The organism is Micromonospora sp. HM134, assembly GCF_007833915.1.
GTDB classification, from domain to species: domain Bacteria; phylum Actinomycetota; class Actinomycetes; order Mycobacteriales; family Micromonosporaceae; genus Micromonospora; species Micromonospora wenchangensis.
Map to the genome: position 1 here is coordinate 364,494 of NZ_CP041061.1, position 18,541 is coordinate 383,034.

General features: G+C 71.2%; 16 protein-coding genes. All 16 read left to right on the forward strand.

The window, feature by feature from the left end:
* Positions 1-454: 454 nt before the first annotated feature.
* The 16 genes from mqnC to FJK98_RS01895 all read left to right on the forward strand — a co-directional run bounded on the left by mqnC (position 455) and on the right by FJK98_RS01895 (position 18,490).
* A complete protein-coding gene (gene mqnC / locus FJK98_RS01820) occupies positions 455-1,645 on the forward strand; it encodes a cyclic dehypoxanthinyl futalosine synthase (RefSeq protein WP_145917459.1) in 1,191 nt (396 codons plus the stop codon).
* 518 nt (positions 1,646-2,163) lie between these two features.
* Positions 2,164-3,498, forward strand: coding sequence for a transposase (locus FJK98_RS33790; protein ID WP_240762089.1), 1,335 nt, complete (start codon positions 2,164-2,166; stop codon positions 3,496-3,498).
* Between the two features lie 250 nt (positions 3,499-3,748).
* Complete coding sequence (locus tag FJK98_RS01830; RefSeq protein WP_145917460.1) at positions 3,749-5,008, forward strand: LPXTG cell wall anchor domain-containing protein; 1,260 nt, start codon at positions 3,749-3,751, stop codon at positions 5,006-5,008.
* 188 nt (positions 5,009-5,196) lie between these two features.
* Positions 5,197-5,844 (forward strand): demethylmenaquinone methyltransferase, encoded by a 648-nt coding sequence (locus FJK98_RS01835; RefSeq protein WP_240762903.1) that lies wholly within the window; start codon positions 5,197-5,199, stop codon positions 5,842-5,844.
* Between the two features lie 67 nt (positions 5,845-5,911).
* Positions 5,912-6,133 (forward strand): hypothetical protein, encoded by a 222-nt coding sequence (locus FJK98_RS01840; RefSeq protein WP_145917462.1) that lies wholly within the window; start codon positions 5,912-5,914, stop codon positions 6,131-6,133.
* A 134-nt stretch (positions 6,134-6,267) separates the two neighbouring features.
* Complete coding sequence (locus tag FJK98_RS01845; protein ID WP_145917463.1) at positions 6,268-7,542, forward strand: geranylgeranyl reductase family protein; 1,275 nt, start codon at positions 6,268-6,270, stop codon at positions 7,540-7,542.
* 136 nt (positions 7,543-7,678) lie between these two features.
* Positions 7,679-8,044, forward strand: coding sequence for an NADH-quinone oxidoreductase subunit A (locus FJK98_RS01850; protein WP_067300536.1), 366 nt, complete (start codon positions 7,679-7,681; stop codon positions 8,042-8,044).
* A gap of 14 nt (positions 8,045-8,058) precedes the next feature.
* Positions 8,059-8,736 (forward strand): NADH-quinone oxidoreductase subunit B family protein, encoded by a 678-nt coding sequence (locus FJK98_RS01855; protein ID WP_145917464.1) that lies wholly within the window; start codon positions 8,059-8,061, stop codon positions 8,734-8,736.
* Entirely contained in the window at positions 8,733-9,464 is a 732-nt protein-coding gene (locus FJK98_RS01860) for an NADH-quinone oxidoreductase subunit C (RefSeq protein WP_088646157.1), read from the forward strand. The genes FJK98_RS01855 and FJK98_RS01860 overlap by 4 nt, the downstream gene beginning before the upstream one ends.
* 55 nt (positions 9,465-9,519) lie before the next feature.
* The gene (locus FJK98_RS01865) at positions 9,520-10,845 is read left to right on the forward strand and encodes an NADH-quinone oxidoreductase subunit D (protein ID WP_145917465.1); all 1,326 of its coding nucleotides are present in this window, start codon (positions 9,520-9,522) and stop codon (positions 10,843-10,845) included.
* A 52-nt stretch (positions 10,846-10,897) separates the two neighbouring features.
* Positions 10,898-11,998: an NADH-quinone oxidoreductase subunit NuoE gene (gene nuoE, locus FJK98_RS01870; RefSeq protein ID WP_145917466.1), complete on the forward strand. Its 1,101-nt coding sequence runs from the start codon at positions 10,898-10,900 to the stop codon at positions 11,996-11,998.
* Positions 11,995-13,311 carry an NADH-quinone oxidoreductase subunit NuoF gene (gene nuoF / locus FJK98_RS01875; protein ID WP_145917467.1) on the forward strand — a complete coding sequence of 439 codons (1,317 nt, stop codon included), beginning with the start codon at positions 11,995-11,997 and terminating at the stop codon, positions 13,309-13,311. Before nuoE ends, nuoF begins: the two co-directional genes overlap by 4 nt.
* The gene (locus FJK98_RS01880) at positions 13,311-15,737 is read left to right on the forward strand and encodes an NADH-quinone oxidoreductase subunit G (protein ID WP_145917468.1); all 2,427 of its coding nucleotides are present in this window, start codon (positions 13,311-13,313) and stop codon (positions 15,735-15,737) included. The genes nuoF and FJK98_RS01880 overlap by 1 nt, the downstream gene beginning before the upstream one ends.
* Positions 15,734-17,083 (forward strand): NADH-quinone oxidoreductase subunit NuoH, encoded by a 1,350-nt coding sequence (gene nuoH, locus FJK98_RS01885; protein ID WP_145917469.1) that lies wholly within the window; start codon positions 15,734-15,736, stop codon positions 17,081-17,083. The genes FJK98_RS01880 and nuoH overlap by 4 nt, the downstream gene beginning before the upstream one ends.
* Position 17,084: 1 nt before the next feature.
* Positions 17,085-17,723 carry an NADH-quinone oxidoreductase subunit NuoI gene (gene nuoI / locus FJK98_RS01890; protein WP_067300509.1) on the forward strand — a complete coding sequence of 213 codons (639 nt, stop codon included), beginning with the start codon at positions 17,085-17,087 and terminating at the stop codon, positions 17,721-17,723.
* Positions 17,720-18,490 carry an NADH-quinone oxidoreductase subunit J gene (locus FJK98_RS01895; protein ID WP_145917470.1) on the forward strand — a complete coding sequence of 257 codons (771 nt, stop codon included), beginning with the start codon at positions 17,720-17,722 and terminating at the stop codon, positions 18,488-18,490. The genes nuoI and FJK98_RS01895 overlap by 4 nt, the downstream gene beginning before the upstream one ends.
* The last annotated feature ends 51 nt before the right edge of the window (positions 18,491-18,541 follow it).

Sequence of the window (18,541 nt, forward strand, 5' to 3'; positions counted from 1 at the left end):
GGACGGTAGTCCTAAGTCTGTTGCGGGCCCTGTCGAGCTGATGACGTTGGCGGCTCACCCGAAACCGATCGGTCTCCGCCGCTGGCCAGGGCGGTCCGAACCCTGGGGCTCGCCGAGGAGGCGGGTGTCGGCGTGGATCCGGATGGTGCGGATCGCTCTCGACCTCGATGCCCGGGCGACGTCACGGTTGCTCAGTGACCTGGTCGACCGAGGGCTGCTGGTCCGCGTCTCCGGGTCACGCCGGGCACCTCGGTCACCTACGGTCCCGGTCCGGAGCTACCAGCCGCTGGCCGACGCCGACCGGGACGGAGCCGGTCGGTTGGAGCGGACGAGAATCCCCGCCTCGGTGAGCCGATCGGGCTTCGGTGGGCACACGAACGCTCGCGGTGCGGGACGCGTCACGGGTCGACGTACCACTCGGGGCCGGGCCGGGAGGTCGGCGTACGCTCGGGATGTGACGGCGAACCGGGAGATCGACGACATCCTGCAACGCGGCGCGGACGGTGGGCGGATCACGCCCGAGGAGGCGCTGCTGCTCTACACCGAGGCGCCCTTCCACGGGTTGGGCGAGGCGGCGGACGCGGTACGCCGGCGGCGCTACCCGGACAACATCGTCACCTACCTGATCGACCGCAACATCAACTACACCAACGTCTGCGTGACGGCGTGCAAGTTCTGCGCCTTCTACCGCGCGCCCAAGCACGCCGAGGGCTGGACCCACCCGACCGAGGAGATCCTGCGCCGCTGCGGCGAGGCGGTCGAGCTGGGCGCCACCCAGGTCATGCTCCAGGGCGGCCACCACCCGGACTACGGCGTGGAGTACTACGAGGAGCTGTTCTCCTCGGTCAAGAAGGCGTACCCGCAGCTCGTCATCCACTCCATCGGGCCGAGCGAGATCCTGCACATGGCGAAGGTCTCCCAGGTGAGCCTGGACGAGGCCATCGCCCGGATCAAGGCCGCCGGGCTGGACTCGATCGCCGGCGCCGGGGCCGAGATGCTGCCGGACCGGCCACGCAAGGCGATCGCCCCGCTCAAGGAGTCCGGCGCGCGCTGGCTGGAGGTCATGGAACTGGCCCACCGGCAGGGCCTGGAGTCCACCGCCACGATGATGATGGGCACCGGCGAGACCAACGCCGAGCGGATCGAGCACCTGCGGATGATCCGCGACGTGCAGGACCGCACCCGGGGGTTCCGGGCGTTCATCCCGTGGACGTACCAGCCGGAGAACAACCACCTCAAGGGCCGCACCCAGGCCACCACGCTGGAGTACCTGCGCCTGGTGGCGGTGGCCCGGCTGTTCTTCGAGACCGTGCCGCACCTGCAGGCGTCCTGGCTGACCACCGGCAAGGACGTCGGTCAGCTCGCCCTGCACATGGGCGTCGACGACCTCGGCTCGATCATGCTGGAGGAGAACGTCATCTCCTCGGCCGGCGCGCGGCACCGGTCCAACCTGCACGAGCTGATCGGCATGATCCGCTCTGCCGACCGGATTCCCGCCCAGCGGGACACCCTCTACCGTCGGCTGGCGGTGCACCACACCCCCGCCGACGACCCGACCGACGACCGGGTGGTGTCGCACTTCTCCTCGATCGCCATGCCCGGCGGTGGCGCCGGCCGTACGCTGCCGCTCGTCGAGGCCCGCTGAGCCACCCCGGCCGTCACGGGGAGTGACTGGACGGGCCGGTGTGGTGACTGGCTGAACGGGTCCGGGTGTCGGCCCCGGGGATATTCGTGGTCGCCGTTCGGCCGAGACGGCGCGGGATCAGCCCCCACAAGACGCGGCAATTGGGGCGGCGTGCGGCACGCTGGGCGGATATCCCGCTCCCGGTGCTGCGGCGCGGGGGTTGGCGCGGCGCGTCGGTGCCCGCTAACGTGCGCCCGACGTACCTCCGCCCACCGCCTGCGGTAAGCGGATGACGAGTGTCGTACGTCCTCCATCGGCCCGGGAGGGCCGTTCATATAAAACGGGGGCGGGACGGGTGACCGTCCCGCCCCCGCTCTCGTGTTTTGACCATCGGGGGGATTTTCGGTGGTCGAGGTCTAGCGGATTGGGGAGGACCCTGTTCATGATCTGAGTTCTCACGCAAAGATCATCAATGAACAGGGTCCTCGATGAGCAGGGTAGCGGTCGCCGGTACCGGTCATGGTGAGCCGGGCAGGATCTTGTTGGATTCATGGCGGCGGGAGTTGTACGAGGGCGTCCTGACCGCACGGTCGCGGACGTTGTTCGCCCTGGTCGACGAGCTCGCCGCCGATCAGGGCCGGTGTGGGTGCCCGGCGCATCTGTCGCTGGGCACGGTCACCGGGCATGCCGCGGCCTATCGGGCGTTACGCGACGGCGAGGTCGACACCGGCCGGGCGTTACGGGCGGCATGCCGGATCGCCCGGACCTGCGGTCTGCCGCGGATATACGCCGTCGACACCACCGCCTGGCCACGGCCGAACGCAGCCACCAGCCCGGACCGGCAGCCGCAGTACACCCCCGGCGGACCCCGCGGATCGGCGCTGATCAAAACCGGGTGGCGGTATCAGCACGTCGTCCGGTTGACCCTGACCCCGGACTCGTGGGTCGTCCCGGTCCTGACCGACCGGGTCGCCTCCGACGAGGACCTGGCAGAGGTCACTGTGCAGCACATCACGCGGGTCTGCGCGGGTGACGGCGCGACCAGGGCCGACCCGTCACTGTTCCTGCTGGACTCCGGCTACCCCGCGGCCCGGATCACCCATCTGCTACGCGACCGTGGGACTCCCGCGGACGTCCTGGTCAGGCTGGCGACCTCACAGACCATGTGGACCCGACCCGAACGCCGGGCCGCTCACCCCCTGGGCGGTCGCCCCCGACGACACGGGTTCCGGCTGGCCCTGCGCGAACCCGACCTCACCCCGGACGCCGGCGTCAGCGGCCCGATCGACATCTACGGCACCGTCACCGTCCGGGCATGGCACCAGGTCCACCCCAAACTCACCCGCGCCAGCCGCGGATTCACCGGCCAGGCCACCCTGCCGATCGTCGAGGGCACCGTCCTCCTCGCCCGGGTCCAGCACCTACGCCCCAGCCGCCGCGCCGGCGACCTCGCGCTCTGGTACTCCGGCACCCGCCGCGACCTGCTCACCCTGGTCATGACCTACCTGGCCCGCTTCGACATCGAACACTACTTCCGCTACCTGAAGACCACCGCCCACGCCGGTGACTTCCACCCCCAGCAACCCGGCACCCTGACCACCTGGCTACGCCTGCACGCCTACGCCTACCTGCACCTGTTCTGCACCCGCAACCACATCACCCACCACCGGCTGCCCTGGGAACCCACCGCCACCACCAGCCCGACCCCCGGTCAGACCCGCCGCCAGGTTTCACCCGCTCTGCGCAACGCCTGGCACCCACCAGGCCACCCGAAACCCGGACACCCCGGCCCCGGCCGACCCGCCGGCCGACGCCGTAAACGCCGAACCCGCCACCCAGTGATCCGCAAGAACGTCGTCCACAAGGGCAAATGACAGCCCTAACCCCGCCACCACCAACACCCACACACCGCGCTACCAAACCACCCTGCCCACAAACGGTCAAAACACGAGAACGGGGGCGGGACGGGTGACCGTCCCGCCCCCGCTCCTCGTCCGTTCGGCCCCGTCTGGGACAAAATCGCACGTCACGGCTGGCGCACCGGCGTCGATCTCGGATAACGTCCGCTCGGTTCGCCACATCAGCCCCACCTTTCCCAGCAGTCCCTAGCCCCCCGGGGGATCGATGACTCTGTTCCACCGCTCGGCCCTGGCCCGCGTCGGCGCCGTGGCCCTGCTCGCCGTCGGTGGCCTGGCCACCGTCGCCGCCCCGGCCAGCGCCGCCGACCAGGCGCAGCTCGACCTCGTTCCGCTCAGCTCCCAGCTGGCCCTGGGCGTCAAGGAGGCCAAGGCCAAGCCGTTCAAGTTCTCCGTGCAGAACGTCCGCGGCACGGTCGACGCCAAGGACGTGAAGGTCACCGTCGAGACCGCGGGCCTGAGGCCCAACAAGGTCGGGGTGCTCGTGCCGGACGGCTGCGCCGTCAGCGGCACCGCCTTCACCTGCTCCCTGTCCGACCTGGGCGGCACCACCGACGGCATCGCCGCCGGCACCACCGAGGAGTTCGGCATCCCGCTGTTCGGCACCGACACGCGCGGCAAGGGTGGCGTGCTGAAGGTGACCGTGAGCGGATCCAACACCACCTCGGACTCGGTCGACCACGAGATCATGGTCGTCAAGCCCGGCTACGACCTGACCACCTGGGTGCAGGACGTCTACGCCGACGTGGTGGTCGACGGCGACGAGGCCGGCGAGAGCGGACTGACCGGCGTCAAGCCCGGCGGGACCGCCCCGCTGGACTGGGCGGTCTACAACGGCGGCAGCCGCCGCGCGACCGGCGTCTTCTACGGGATCGCCCTGCCGGACGGCGCCAGCTTCGTCGACCTGCCGGAGAGCTGCGTCACGCAGGACCTGGGCGGCGTGGTGGCGTACTGCGAGGACGCCGGCGCGGTGCTGCGGCCGGGCGAGTTCTACACCGCCGACGTACGGGTCAAGGTCGGCGCGGGCGTCACCGAGAAGGTGCTCACCCCGGGCGTCCTGTTCGCCGCCGGGCTGACCGAGGCCGAGGGCACGCCGGAGGAGGAGCCGCAGGTCGCCAGCAAGGCGCAGCGCAAGGTCTTCACCGAGACCGACGACGGCGACAACGCGTCGCTGTTCGACGTGTTCGTCGACCTGAGCACCGGCCCGAGCCCCAGCCCGAGCCCGACCGGGGAGCCGAGCCCGAGCCCGAGCACCAGCGGTCAGCCGAGCCCGAGCACCAGCGTCAGCCCGACGACCGGTGGTGGCACGGGTGGCGGCGACGGCGGTCTGCCGGTGACCGGCGCGCAGGCCACCCTGATCGGTGGCATCGGTGCCGTCGTGCTGCTCGCGGGCGGCGCGCTGCTGATGCTCGCCCGTCGGCGTCGGCTGGTGCTGGTGACCCCGGGCGACGAGAAGCCGCAGAGCTGACCGCAGGCAGGTCTTTCGCGTAGGGCAACCGGCGGGCGGGGTGGACGACCATCCCGCCCGCCGCGTGTCCGTGGGAAGAGCCACCCCACGCCGGGCGGGTGGGATCAGGCTGGCAGAGTGGAGGGGTGAGTCGTACCCCGCAGGGCCAGCGCGCCGGCCTGGACAAGTCGCCACCCGAGGTCGCCGCGATGTTCGACGGCGTGGCCGCCCGTTACGACCTGACCAACACGGTGCTGTCCTTCGGGCAGGACCGGTCGTGGCGACGCGCCACCCGGGCGGCGCTCGGGCTGCTCCCCGGCGAGCGGGTGCTGGACGTGGGCGCCGGCACCGGGGTGTCGACGCAGGAACTGGCCCGCTCCGGGGCGTACGCGGTGGGCGCGGACCTGTCGCAGGGCATGCTGCACGCCGGCCGGCGGGTCCGGCCGGAGGTGCCGCTGCTGGCCGGGGACGCGCTGCGGCTGCCCTTCGCCGACGCCTCCTTCGACGCGGTGACGATCTCCTTCGCCCTGCGCAACGTCAACGACCCCGACGCGGCGCTGCGGGAGCTGGCCCGGGTGACCCGGCCGGGCGGCCGGCTGGTGGTCTGCGAGTTCAGCACGCCGGTGCACCCGGCCTTCCGCACCGTCTACCTGTCGTACCTGATGCGGTCGTTGCCGACGGTGGCCCGGACGGTGTCCAGCAACCCCGACGCGTACGTCTACCTGGCCGAGTCGATCCGGGCCTGGCCGGACCAGGCGGCCCTGGCGGCGCGGGTCGGCGCGGCCGGCTGGGGCCGGGTGGCGTGGCGCAACCTGACCGGCGGGGTGGTGGCCCTGCACCGGGCCGTCCGGGTGTGACCGAGGGTGAACGCCCCCTTTCGCTGATGTCCGGCTTTCGTCTAGTTTGGGGCGTAAGCTCCCGGGCATGACCGGAGTAGTGCCCAGCGACCCCACGACCCCCACCGACGACGATGCCGCCGAGCTGGTGGCCCAGCTCAGGGAGCTGGCCGGCGCGGACCCGGCCGAGGTCCGCCAGGTGGTCGCCGAGGTGCTGGGTGCCCTCGACCGGGCGGCCGGCGGAGCGCTGCGTGACCACCTGCCGGCGGCGGTCCGGGCCTACGACGGGCTCGACATCGCCCGGAACTGAGGGACGAACCCACCCCGACCGGCATGTTTCCAGGAAGTTAGGTACCCCTCACCCGGCAGCTGTGTAACCACGGTCATAGACTCCAACCCGATCGGCTTGTGAAGCATTTCACGAGCGTGCGGGAGGAGGCGCAGATGACATCGGTGGAGAACGACGCCGACGTGATCGTGGTGGGCGCCGGTCCCGGTGGATCGGCGACGGCGTACCACCTGGCGCGGCACGGCGTACGCGTGCTGCTGCTGGAGAAGACCGAGTTCCCCCGCGAGAAGGTGTGCGGGGACGGGCTCACCCCCCGGGCGACCCGGCAACTCATCCGGATGGGCGTGGACACCTCGCCCGAGGCCGGCTGGCTGCACAACAAGGGCCTGCGGGTGATCGGCGGCGGGGTACGCCTCGAACTGGACTGGCCCGACCTGGCCAGCTTCCCCAACTACGGCCTGGTCCGGACCCGGCTGGACTTCGACGACCTGCTCGCCCAGCGGGCGGTCTCCGCCGGTGCCGAGCTGCGGACCAACGTCAACGTCATCGGCCCGGTGCTCGACGCGGCCGACCGGGTGATCGGGGTGACCGCCGAGGTCGGCCCGGACCGGGAACCGGCCACCTTCCACGCCCCGCTGGTGGTCGCCGCGGACGGCGTCTCCGGCCGGTTCCCGCTCGCCCTGGGCCTGGCCAAGCGGGAGGACCGGCCGATCGGCGTGGCCGTCCGCCGCTACTACCGTTCGCCGGCCCGGCACGACGACGACTACCTGGAGTCCTGGCTGGAGCTGCGCAGCAAGGGCAGCGACGCGCTGCTGCCCGGCTACGGCTGGATCTTCGGCCTCGGCGACGGCCGGGTCAACGTCGGCCTCGGCGTGCTCAACTCCTCCTCCGCGTTCGGCAAGACGAACTACCGGCGGCTGCTCACCGACTGGCTGGCCAACACCCCGGCGGACTGGGGGATGACCGACGAGACGAACGCCGACGGCCCGATCCTCGGCGCGGCGCTGCCGATGGGCTTCAACCGGGTGCCGCACTACACCCGGGGGGTCCTGCTGGTCGGCGACTCCGGCGGCATGGTCAACCCGTTCAACGGCGAGGGCATCGCGTACGCGATGGAGTCCGGCGAACTGGCCGCCGAGGTCATCGTGCAGGCGCTGGCCCGGCCGGCCGGCCCGGAGCGGGAGCGGGCGCTTACCGCGTACCCGCAGGAGCTGAAGGCCCGGTTCGGCGGCTACTACCGGCTCGGCGGGATCTTCGTCAAGCTGATCGGCCGGCCCGAGGTGATGCGGATGGCGACCAAGCACGGCATGCCGCACCCGATGCTGATGCGCTTCGTGCTCAAGCTGCTGGCCAACCTGACCGACCCGCGCGGCGGGGACGCGATGGACCGGGTCATCAACGCGATGACGAAGGCGGCCCCGGCCGTGTGAGGCGTGACCGGGCCAGGGCCAACGGCGGCACCGGCACGGACAGGGATCGACCCCCGCTGACGGCAGTCACGAGGGACGTGAATAGTGTGAATTTTGTCAAGCACCTGGGGCAGGGGAAGGACGAGCAGGAGAAAAGATGTCGCTCTCGCCTTACGCACCGATCATCGGGCTGTTCGCCCTCGCCGCGGCGTTCTCGCTGTTCTCCGTGGCCGCCGCCCGCTTCGCCGGTCCCCGGCGCTACAACAAGGCCAAGCTCGAGGCGTACGAGTGTGGGATCGAGCCCAGCCCGCAGCCCGTGGGCGGCGGACGGTTCCCGATCAAGTTCTACCTGACGGCGATGCTCTTCATCGTCTTCGACATCGAGATCATCTTCCTCTACCCCTGGGCGGTCTCCTTCGACGCCCTGCCGATCTTCGGCTTCGTGGAGATGGTCCTGTTCATCGTCGCGGTCTTCGTCGCGTACGCCTACGTGTGGCGGCGCGGCGGGCTGGACTGGGACTGAGGGAGGAACGTCAGATGGGCATCGAGGAGAAACTCCCCGCCGGCGTCCTGCTCACCTCCGTGGAGAAGCTGGTCAACTGGTCGCGGAAGTCGTCCGTCTGGGGCGCCACCTTCGGCCTGGCCTGCTGCGCCATCGAGATGATGGCGGCCGGTGGCCCGCACTACGACATGGGCCGCTGGGGCATGGAGGTCTTCCGGGCCTCGCCGCGCCAGGCCGACCTGATGATCGTGGCCGGCCGGGTGAGCCAGAAGATGGCCCCGGTCCTGCGCCAGATCTACGACCAGATGGCCGAGCCCCGCTGGGTGCTCTCCATGGGCGTCTGCGCCAGCAGCGGCGGCATGTTCAACAACTACGCGATCGTCCAGGGCGTCGACCACGTCGTCCCGGTCGACATGTACCTGCCGGGCTGCCCGCCCCGCCCCGAGATGCTCATCGACGCGATCCTCAAGCTCCGCGAGAAGATCATGTACGAGCCGCTGGGCCCGAACGGCCGCAAGATGCAGGCGGCCCGCCTGGAGCGCGGCGACGTGCCCGTGGTGCCGTACGGCTCGATGCCGTCGTCGTACCGCAACGACAAGGCCCGCCGTGCCGAGTGGACGAAGGCGGTCCGCGAGGGGCGCGAGGAGCAGTTGCGGATCGAGAACTGGATGAACGCCCAGAACCACCTCCAGCCGCAGGGGGGCCCCAAGTGACCGACGACCGCACCAACGACGGCGGGGTGCCGGTACCGGTCACCCCGGCCGGTGCGACGAGCGGCGCCCCCGCCGAGCTGCCGCCGTCCAGCCCCGCCGGGCGCGGCATGTTCGGCATGCAGGGCACCGGCGACGTGTCCGGCTACGGCGGCCTGGTCCGCCAGCGCACCCCGATCGAGGAGGCCCCCCGGCCGTACGGGGGCTACTTCGACGAGGTACGCGACGCGCTGGAGGAGGCGTACCCGCAGTTCGGCGACGCGATCGAGAAGGTCGTCGTGGACCGGGGCGAGCTGACCCTGCACGTCCGCCCGGAGCGGATCGCCGAGGTGTGCCAGGTGATGCGGGACGACCTCGCGCTGCGCTTCGAACTGTGCTCCTCGGTGTCCGGGGTGGACTACCTCGGTGCCGACGAGCGCCGGCTGCACGTGGTCTACCAGCTCACCTCGATGACCTACCGGCGTCGGGTCCGGCTGGAGGCGGCCGTCTCCGCCGAGCACCCGCACCTGCCCAGCGTCACCGCCGTCTACCCGACGGCCGACTGGCAGGAGCGCGAAGCGTACGACATGTTCGGGGTCATCTTCGACGGCCACCCCAACCTGACCCGGGTGCTGATGCCGGACGACTGGGAGGGCCACCCGCAGCGCAAGGACTACCCGCTCGGCGGCGTCCCCGTCGAGTACAAGGGCGCGGAGATCCCGCCGCCGGACCGCCGGAGGTCGTACCAGTGAGCGCGAGGAGTGCAGCGGAGCGGAGCCCCGCAGTCGCGAACGGAGGGCCGGAGCTGTGACCACGTCCAACTACGCGACCGAGCGGGAGACCACCGAGGGGCGGGTCTTCACCGTCACCGGTGGGGACTGGGACCAGGTCGTCTCCGGCACCGACCCGATCAACGACGAGCGGATCGTCGTGAACATGGGTCCGCAGCACCCGTCGACGCACGGCGTGCTCCGGCTGATCCTGGAGCTGGAGGGCGAGACGGTCCGCGAGGCCCGCTCGGTCGTCGGCTACCTGCACACCGGCATCGAGAAGAACCTCGAATACCGCAACTGGGTGCAGGGTTCGACCTTCGTGACCCGGATGGACTACCTCGCCCCGATCTTCAACGAGACGGCGTACAGCCTCGCGGTGGAGAAGCTGCTCGGCATCACCGACGACATCACCGAGCGGGCCAACACGATCCGCGTGCTGATGATGGAGCTGAACCGGATCTCGTCGCACCTGGTCTGGCTGGCCACCACCGGCATGGAGCTGGGCGCGATCTCGATCATGCTGTACGGCTTCCGCGAGCGGGAGTACATCCTCGACATCTTCGAGACCATCACCGGCCTGCGGATGAACCACGCGTACGTCCGACCGGGCGGGGTGGCGCAGGACGTCCCGGACGACGCGATCCGCAAGATCCGCGAGTTCCTCAAGATGATGCCGAAGAAGCTCAAGGAGTACGAGGACCTCCTCTCCGGCCAGCCGATCTGGACCGAGCGCACCCAGGGTGTCGCGGTGCTCGACGTGACCGCCTGTGTCGCGCTCGGCGTCACCGGCCCGGTGCTGCGCTCCGCCGGCCTCGCCTGGGACCTGCGCAAGACCATGCCGTACTGCGGCTACGAGACGTACGAGTTCGACGTGCCGACCCACCCGGACGGCGACGTCTGGGGCCGCTACCTGGTCCGGCTCGCCGAGATCCGCGAGTCGCTCAAGCTGGTCGAGCAGGCGTTGGACCGGTTGAAGCCGGGCCCGGTGATGGTCGCCGACCGCAAGATCGCCTGGCCGGCGCAGCTCGCCATCGGCGTGGACGGCATGGGCAACTCGCTGGAGCACGTCGCCAAGATCATGGGTCAGTCGATGGAGTCGCTGATCCACCACTTCAAGCTGGTCACCGAGGGCTTCCGGGTCCCGCCGGGCCAGGTGTACGTCGGCATCGAGTCGCCCCGGGGCGAGCTGGGCGTGCACGCGGTCTCCGACGGTGGCACCCGGCCGTACCGGGTGCACTACCGGGAGCCGAGCTTCGTCAACCTCCAGGCCCTTCCGGCGATGGCCGAGGGCGGCCTGATCGCCGACGTGATCGCCGGCGGCGCCTCGCTGGACCCCGTGATGGGTGGTTGTGACAGGTGAGCGCGAGGAGTGAGCTTGCGAGCCCCGCAGTCGCGAACGGAAGGCGACGCCGATGAGTGTCTTCACTGAGGAAACCCGGGTCCGGGCACGGGAGATCATCGCCCGGTACCCGGCCGACCGGTCCCGCTCGGCGCTGCTGCCGCTGCTGCACCTGGTGCAGGCCGAGGAGGGCTACGTCTCCCCGGCCGGGGTGGCGTTCTGCGCCGAGGTGCTGGGGCTGAACAAGGCCCAGGTCGGCGCGGTGGCCACCTTCTACACCATGTACAAGCGCCGGCCCACCGGTGACTACCTGGTCAGCGTCTGCACCAACACGATGTGCAACGTGCTCGGCGGCCAGGAGGTCTACGACACGCTCGTCGAGCACCTGGGCGTCGGGCACGACGAGACCACCGCCGACGGGAAGATCACCCTGGAGCACGCCGAGTGCCTCGCGGCGTGCGACTACGGCCCGGTGATGACCGTCAACTACGACTTCTTCGACGGCGTCGACCCGCAGGGCGCGGTCGGCGTGGTGGACGAGCTGCGCGCCGGGGGCCGGCCGATGCCGACCCGGGGTGCCCGGCTCTGCACCCTCAAGGAGATGGCCGTCCAGCTCGCCGGGTTCGCCGACGAGCGCGAGGGCGCGGTCGCCGACGGCGGGCCGGGTGAGGCCACCCTGCGCGGCCTGCGCCTGGCCGAGCAGCACGGCATCACGGCACCGGGTTACGACCCGAAGACCCCGATCCGCAGCAAGGCCGAGGCCGACAAGGCCGCCGCCGAGGCCAAGGCGAAGGCCGAGGCCACCAAGGCCGCCGCGCCGGCCGCCCCGGCGGCGAAGCCGGAGCAGGTCACCGGCAGCACCGCGCCGGACGTCAAGGCACCGGACGACAAGTCGCCGCAGGTGCGTACCGCCGAGACCCGGCAGCCCGACGCGGCGACCGCCGTGCCGGACGCGCCCGGCACGAAGGTCCCGACCGACGGTCCGCCGCCGGCCTCCCCCGACGCCCGGGCGGCGCAGGCGGCCGGGGTGGCCGCGAACGCTCCCGCCGGTGACGGCAAGCCCGCCGGCGACGATGCCGGCGCGCAGCAGCGCAACCTCAAGGAAGCCGAGGCGGGAACGGGCGCTGCCGGCGCGGGCTCCGCCGTCGCGAGCGAGACGGGGGCCAAGAAGTGACCACTCCCCGGCCGGAGACCCTGGCCAAGCTGACCCCGGTGCTGACCCGCCGCTGGCTCTCCCCGGACGCCTGGCGGATCGGCGCCTACGAGAAGCTCGACGGCTACGCCGCGCTGCGCAAGGCCCTCAAGGCCCACCCGGACGACCTGATCCAGCTGATCAAGGACTCCGGGCTGCGCGGGCGGGGTGGCGCGGGCTTCCCCACCGGCCTGAAGTGGGGCTTCATCCCGCAGGGCGACGGCAAGCCGCACTACCTGGTGGTCAACGCCGACGAGGGCGAGCCGGGCACCTGCAAGGACCTGCCGCTGATGACCCACGACCCGCACTCGCTGGTCGAGGGGGTCATCATCGCCTCGTACGCGATCCGGGCCAACCGGGCCTACATCTACATCCGGGGCGAGGCGGTGCACGCCGCCCGTCGGCTGCGCAACGCGGTGGCCGAGGCGCAGGCCAAGGGCTACCTCGGACGCAACATCCTGGGCACCGGGTTCGACCTGGAACTGGTGGTGCACTCCGGCGCCGGGGCGTACATCTGCGGCGAGGAGACGGCGCTGCTGGACTCGCTGGAGGGGTTCCGGGGTCAGCCCCGGCTCCGCCCGCCGTTCCCGGCCACCCACGGCCTGTACGCCAGCCCGACGGTGGTCAACAACGTCGGCACCATCGCCAGCGTGCCCTACATCGTGCTGGGCGGTGCGGACTGGTGGAAGTCCATGGGCACCGAGAAGTCGTCCGGGCCGATGATCTACTCGCTGTCCGGGCGGATCGCCAACCCGGGTCAGTTCGAGTGCGGCCTGGGCGTCACCCTGCGGGAGCTGATCGAGCTGGCCGGCGGGATGCAGCCCGGTCACCAGCTCCGGTTCTGGACGCCGGGTGGCTCGTCGACCCCGCTGCTCACCGCCGAGCACCTGGACGTGCCGCTGGACTTCGAGGGGGTGGCGGCGGCCGGCTCGATCCTGGGCACCACGGCCACCCAGATCTTCTCCGACCAGGACTGCCCGGTCTACGCGACGTACCGGTGGCTGGAGTTCTACCACCACGAGTCGTGCGGCAAGTGCACCCCGTGCCGGGAGGGCAACTACTGGATGGTCCGGGTCTACCGGCGCATCCTCGCCGGCCAGGGCACCCACGAGGACCTGGACACCCTGCTCGACACCTGCGACAACATCCTCGGCCGCTCGTTCTGCGGTCTGGGTGACGGCGCGACCAGCTCGGTGACCTCGTCGTTGCAGTACTTCAAGCAGGACTACCTCGACTACATCGAGGGGCGTACCGCGCCGAAGCTCTCCGACAAGCAGCTGGTTGGAGCCCACTGATGACTGACGTGGCGAAGGCCGCCGAGACCGTAACGCTCACCATCGACGGCGTCGAGGTCACCGCCCCCAAGGGGGCGCTGCTGATCCGGGTCGCCGAGCAGTTGGGCACCGAGATCCCCCGGTTCTGCGACCACCCGCTGCTGGCCCCGGCCGGCGCCTGCCGGCAGTGCCTGGTCGAGGTGGAGGGGCAGCGCAAGCCGGTCGCCTCCTGCACCCAGACCGTCGCCGAGGGCATGGTGGTCCGCACCCAGCTCACCTCCCCGGTCGCCAAGAAGGCGCAGGAGGGGGTGATGGAGCTGCTGCTGGTCAACCACCCGCTGGACTGCCCGATGTGTGACAAGGGCGGCGAGTGCCCGCTGCAGAACCAGGCGATGTCCACCGGCCGTACCGACTCCCGCTTCCACGAGCACAAGCGGGAGTACGAGAAGCCGATGGAGATCAGCACCCAGGTGCTGCTCGACCGGGAGCGCTGCGTGCTCTGCCAGCGCTGCACCCGGTTCTCCGAGGAGATCGCCGGCGACAAGTTCATCGACCTGATGGGCCGGTCGTCCGCCGAGGAGATCAACATCTACCGGGACGACGCGTACGGCGCGGAGGGCGACGAGGGCGACGTCCCGTTCAACTCGTACTTCTCCGGCAACACCGTGCAGATCTGCCCGGTCGGCGCGCTCACCGGGGCGCAGTACCGGTTCCGGGCCCGCCCGTTCGACCTGGTGTCCAGCCCGAGCGTCTGCGAGCACTGCTCGGCCGGCTGCGCGCAGCGCACCGACTGGCGGCGGGGCAAGGTGCTGCGCCGCCTCGCCGGGGACGACCCGCAGGTCAACGAGGAGTGGAACTGCGACAAGGGGCGGTGGGGCTTCCAGTACACCCGCGCCTTCGACCGGCTCACCACCCCGCTGGTCCGCGACGAGAAGTCCGGTGAGCTGCGGGAGGCGTCCTGGAGCGAGGCGCTGACCCGGGCCGCCGACGGGCTGCGCGCCGCCCGCGACGAGGGTCGCGGCACGGCGGTGCTGACCGGTGGCCGGCTGACCGTCGAGGACGCCTACGCGTACGCGAAGTTCGCCCGGGTCGCCCTGAACACCAACGACATCGACTTCCGGGCCCGGCCGGTCTCCCGCGAGGAGTCCGACTTCCTGGCCAGCACCGTCGCCGGGGTCACCGACGTGACCTACGCCGACGTGGAGAAGGCGTCCACGGTGGTGCTGGTCGGGCTGGAGCCGGAGGAGGAGTGCCCGATCCTCTTCCTGCGGCTGCGCAAGGCGTACCTGAAGAAGAAGCTGACGGTCTACGCGATCGCCCCGTTCGCCACCCGGGGCCTGGAGAAGCTCGGGGCCAAGCTGGCCCGGGTGGTGCCGGGCGAGGAGGCGAGCGTGCTCGCCGACCACGACACGGTGGCCGAGGCGCTGAGCGCCGAGGGCGCGATCCTGTTCGTCGGCGAGCGGCTGGCCGGTGTGCCCGGTGGCCTCTCCGCCGCCGCGGACGTCGCCCGGCGTACCGGCGCGAAGCTGGCCTGGGTGCCGCGGCGCGCGGGTGACCGGGGTGCGGTCGACGCGGGCTGCCTGCCCAACCTGCTGCCCGGTGGGCGTCCGGTGACCGAGCCGTCGGCCCGCGCCGAACTGGGCGAGGCGTGGGACATCCCGGCCGGGGTGATCCCCAGCCAGGCCGGTCGGGACACCGACCAGATCCTGGCCGCCGCCGCGAACGGTCAGCTCGGCGCCCTGGTGGTGGCCGGCGTGGACCCGGCCGACCTGGCCGACCCGAGGCTGGCCGAGCAGGCGCTCGACGCGGTGCCCTTCCTGGTCAGCCTGGAGCTGCGCAACTCGGCGGTGGCCCGCCGGGCCGACGTGGTGCTGCCGGTCGCCCCGGTGGTCGAGAAGGCCGGCAGCTTCCTGGACTGGGAGGGTCGGCTGCGCACCTTCGAGGCGGTGCTGCACACGGCGGCGATGACCGACGCCCGGGTGCTGGACGCGATCGCCGCGCAGCTCGACGTCCGGCTCGGCACCGCTGACGTGTCGAGCATCCGCCGTGAGTTGGGCGCGCTGCCGCCGACCCGGGCGGACCGGCCGGTCAGCCCGTCGGTCGCCCCGGCGACCGTGCCCCAGCCGGGTGCGGGCGAGGCGGTGCTGGCCACCTGGCACCAGCTGATCGACCTGGGCAGCCTCACCGACGGCGACGAGCACCTCGCCGGCACCGCCCGCCCGCCGGTGGTCCGGCTGGGCAAGGGCACCGCCGAGACGCTCGGCGTCGCCGACGGTGACCCGGTCACGGTGGGCACCGACCGGGGTGCGGTCACCCTGCCGGCGGCCATCACCGAGATGCCCGACGGCGTCGTCTGGCTGCCGACCAACTCGCCCGGTTCGACCGTACGGCGCAGCCTCGGCGTCGCGTCCGGCACGGTGGTACGGATCTCCGGAGGTGCACAGTGAACACCCTCCTGGCGCAGGACCCGACACTGGCGGACTTCGGCAGGGACCCGTGGTGGCTGGTCCTTATCAAGATCGTCTTCGCCTTCGTCTTCGGTCTGCTCGCCACCCTGCTCGGCGTCTGGTTCGAGCGGCGGGTCGTCGGCTACATGCAGGTCCGGCCCGGCCCCAACCAGGTCGGCCCGTTCGGCCTGCTGCAGACCCTCGCCGACGGCCTCAAGATGGCCTTCAAGGAGGACATCCTCCCGAAGGCCGCCGACAAGGTCGTCTACTTCTTCGCGCCGGTCATCTCGGTGGTCTGCGCGGTCACCGCGCTGTCGGTGATCCCGTTCGGCCCGATGGTGAGCATCTTCGGCCACCGGACGCCGTTGCAGGTCACCGACGTGCCGGTGGCGGTGCTGGTGCTGCTGGCCTGCTCGTCGCTGGCCGTCTACGGCATCGTGCTCGGCGGTTGGGCCTCCGGCTCGACGTACCCGCTGCTCGGCGGCCTGCGCTCCAGCGCCCAGATGATCTCGTACGAGGTCGCGATGGGGCTGAGCATCGTCGCGGTGTTCATGACCGCCGGCACCATGTCCACCAGCGGGATCGTCGCCGCCCAGGGGGACGCCACCCGGCTCACCATCGGCGGCGTCGAGATCCCCGCGCCGGGCTGGTACGCGATCCTGCTGCTGCCCAGCTTCATCATCTTCTTCATCGCCACGGTCGGTGAGACCAACCGGGCGCCGTTCGACCTGCCCGAGGCGGAGTCGGAGCTGGTCGCCGGCTTCATGACCGAGTACAGCTCGCTGAAGTTCGCGCTGTTCATGCTCTCCGAGTACGTGGCCATGGTGACCATGTCCGCGGTGACCACGACGCTGTTCCTCGGCGGCTGGCGGGCCCCCTGGCCGATCACCCTGTGGGGCGACGCCAACACCGGCTGGTGGCCGATGCTCTGGTTCTTCGGCAAGGTGCTGATGCTGGTCTTCGTCTTCGTCTGGCTCCGGGGCACCCTGCCCCGGCTGCGCTACGACCAGTTCATGCGCTTCGGCTGGAAGGTGCTGCTGCCGATCAACCTGGTCTGGATCCTGGTCCTGGCCGGGCTGCGCTCCATCGAGGACTGGCAGTCGCGGGACCGGCTGCTCGCCACCGCCATCGGCGCGGGCGTGCTGCTGCTGGCGACGCTGCTGTGGCCGAGCCGCAAGCCGGCCCCGAAGCCGACCCCGCAGGAACAGGCCGACAACCGGCCGTACGGCAGCTTCCCGCTGCCCCCGCTGGATCTACAGGTACCACCGAGCCCGCGCACCAAGCGCGTGGTCGCCGAGCGGGAGCCGGCCAACATCGCCACCGGCTCCGACTCCAGGGAGGTGTGACGTGGGCGCGATCACCGGAACGTTCAAGGGCTTCGGGGTCACCTTCTCGCACATGTTCAGGAAGGTCGTCACCACCGACTACCCGTTCAAGCCGCCGGTTTCGGCGCCGCGCTACCACGGGCGGCACATCCTCAACCGGCACCCGGACGGCCTGGAGAAGTGCATCGGCTGCGAGCTGTGCGCCTGGGCCTGCCCGGCGGACGCGATCTACGTCGAGGGTGGCGACAACACCGACGAGCAGCGCTTCTCGCCGGGTGAGCGGTACGCCAGCGTCTACCAGATCAACTACGCCCGGTGCATCTTCTGCGGGCTCTGCATCGAGGCCTGCCCGACCCGTTCGCTGACCATGAGCAACGAGTACGAGCTGGCCCGGGACAACCGGCAGGACCTGATCTTCACCAAGGAGCAGTTGCTCGCTCCGCTGCTCGAAGGCATGGAGCAGCCGCCGCACCCGATGCGGCTCGGTGACAGCGAGAAGGACTACTACGTCGGCGCGCTGACCAACCCGGGCACCTCGGCCGGTGCCGAGCAGTCGCCGATGGGGCCCGGCCGCTACCGGGTCGAGGAGCACCCCGGGGTGACGTTCCCGGGTGCCGAGCAGGCGGCCCAGCGGGCGGCGGGCAAGGGAGCCGGAGCATGAACACGTCCACGGTGCTCGCCGCGGCGGGCCAGGTGTCCGGGGGTGAGGAGGTCACCTTCTGGATCCTCGCCCCGTTGGCGCTGATCGGCGCGATCGGCATGGTCTGGGCGCGCAACGCCGTGCACTCGGCGCTGTTCCTGGTGCTCACCATGCTCTGCCTGGGCGTGTTCTACGTGCTCCAGGCCGGGCCGTTCATCGGCATGGTGCAGATCATCGTCTACACCGGCGCGATCATGATGCTGTTCCTGTTCGTGCTGATGCTGGTCGGCCGGGACGCCTCCGACTCGCTGATCGAGACGCTGCGCGGCCAGCGGATCGCCGCGGTGGTGCTCGGCCTCGGCTTCGCCGGGCTGGTCGGCACCGGCCTGTACCGGGCGCTGAACGGGGTCACCGCCGTCGGCCTGGACCAGGCCAACGCGGAGGGCAACGTGCAGGGCATCGCCCGGCTGCTGTTCACCAAGTACGTCCTCGCCTTCGAGTTGACCTCCGCGCTGCTGATCACGGCGGCGATCGGGGCGATGGTGCTGGCGCACATCGAGCGGCGCAAGGAAGACAAGATGGACCAGGTCGCCACGATGAAGGCCCGGTTCCGCCCCGGCAACTACCCGGGCCCGAAGCCCGGTCCGGGCGTCTTCGCCACCTCCTCCTCGGTGGCCACCCCGGCCCGGCTGCCCGACGGCCGGCTGACCGACCGCAGCACCCCGGCGATCCTGCCGCAGCGGGAGCTGACCGCCGAGGAAACCACCCTGAAGGGGACGGAACGGTGAGCGCGAGGAGTGCAGCGAAGCGGAGCCCCGCAGTCGCGAACGGCGGCGTGG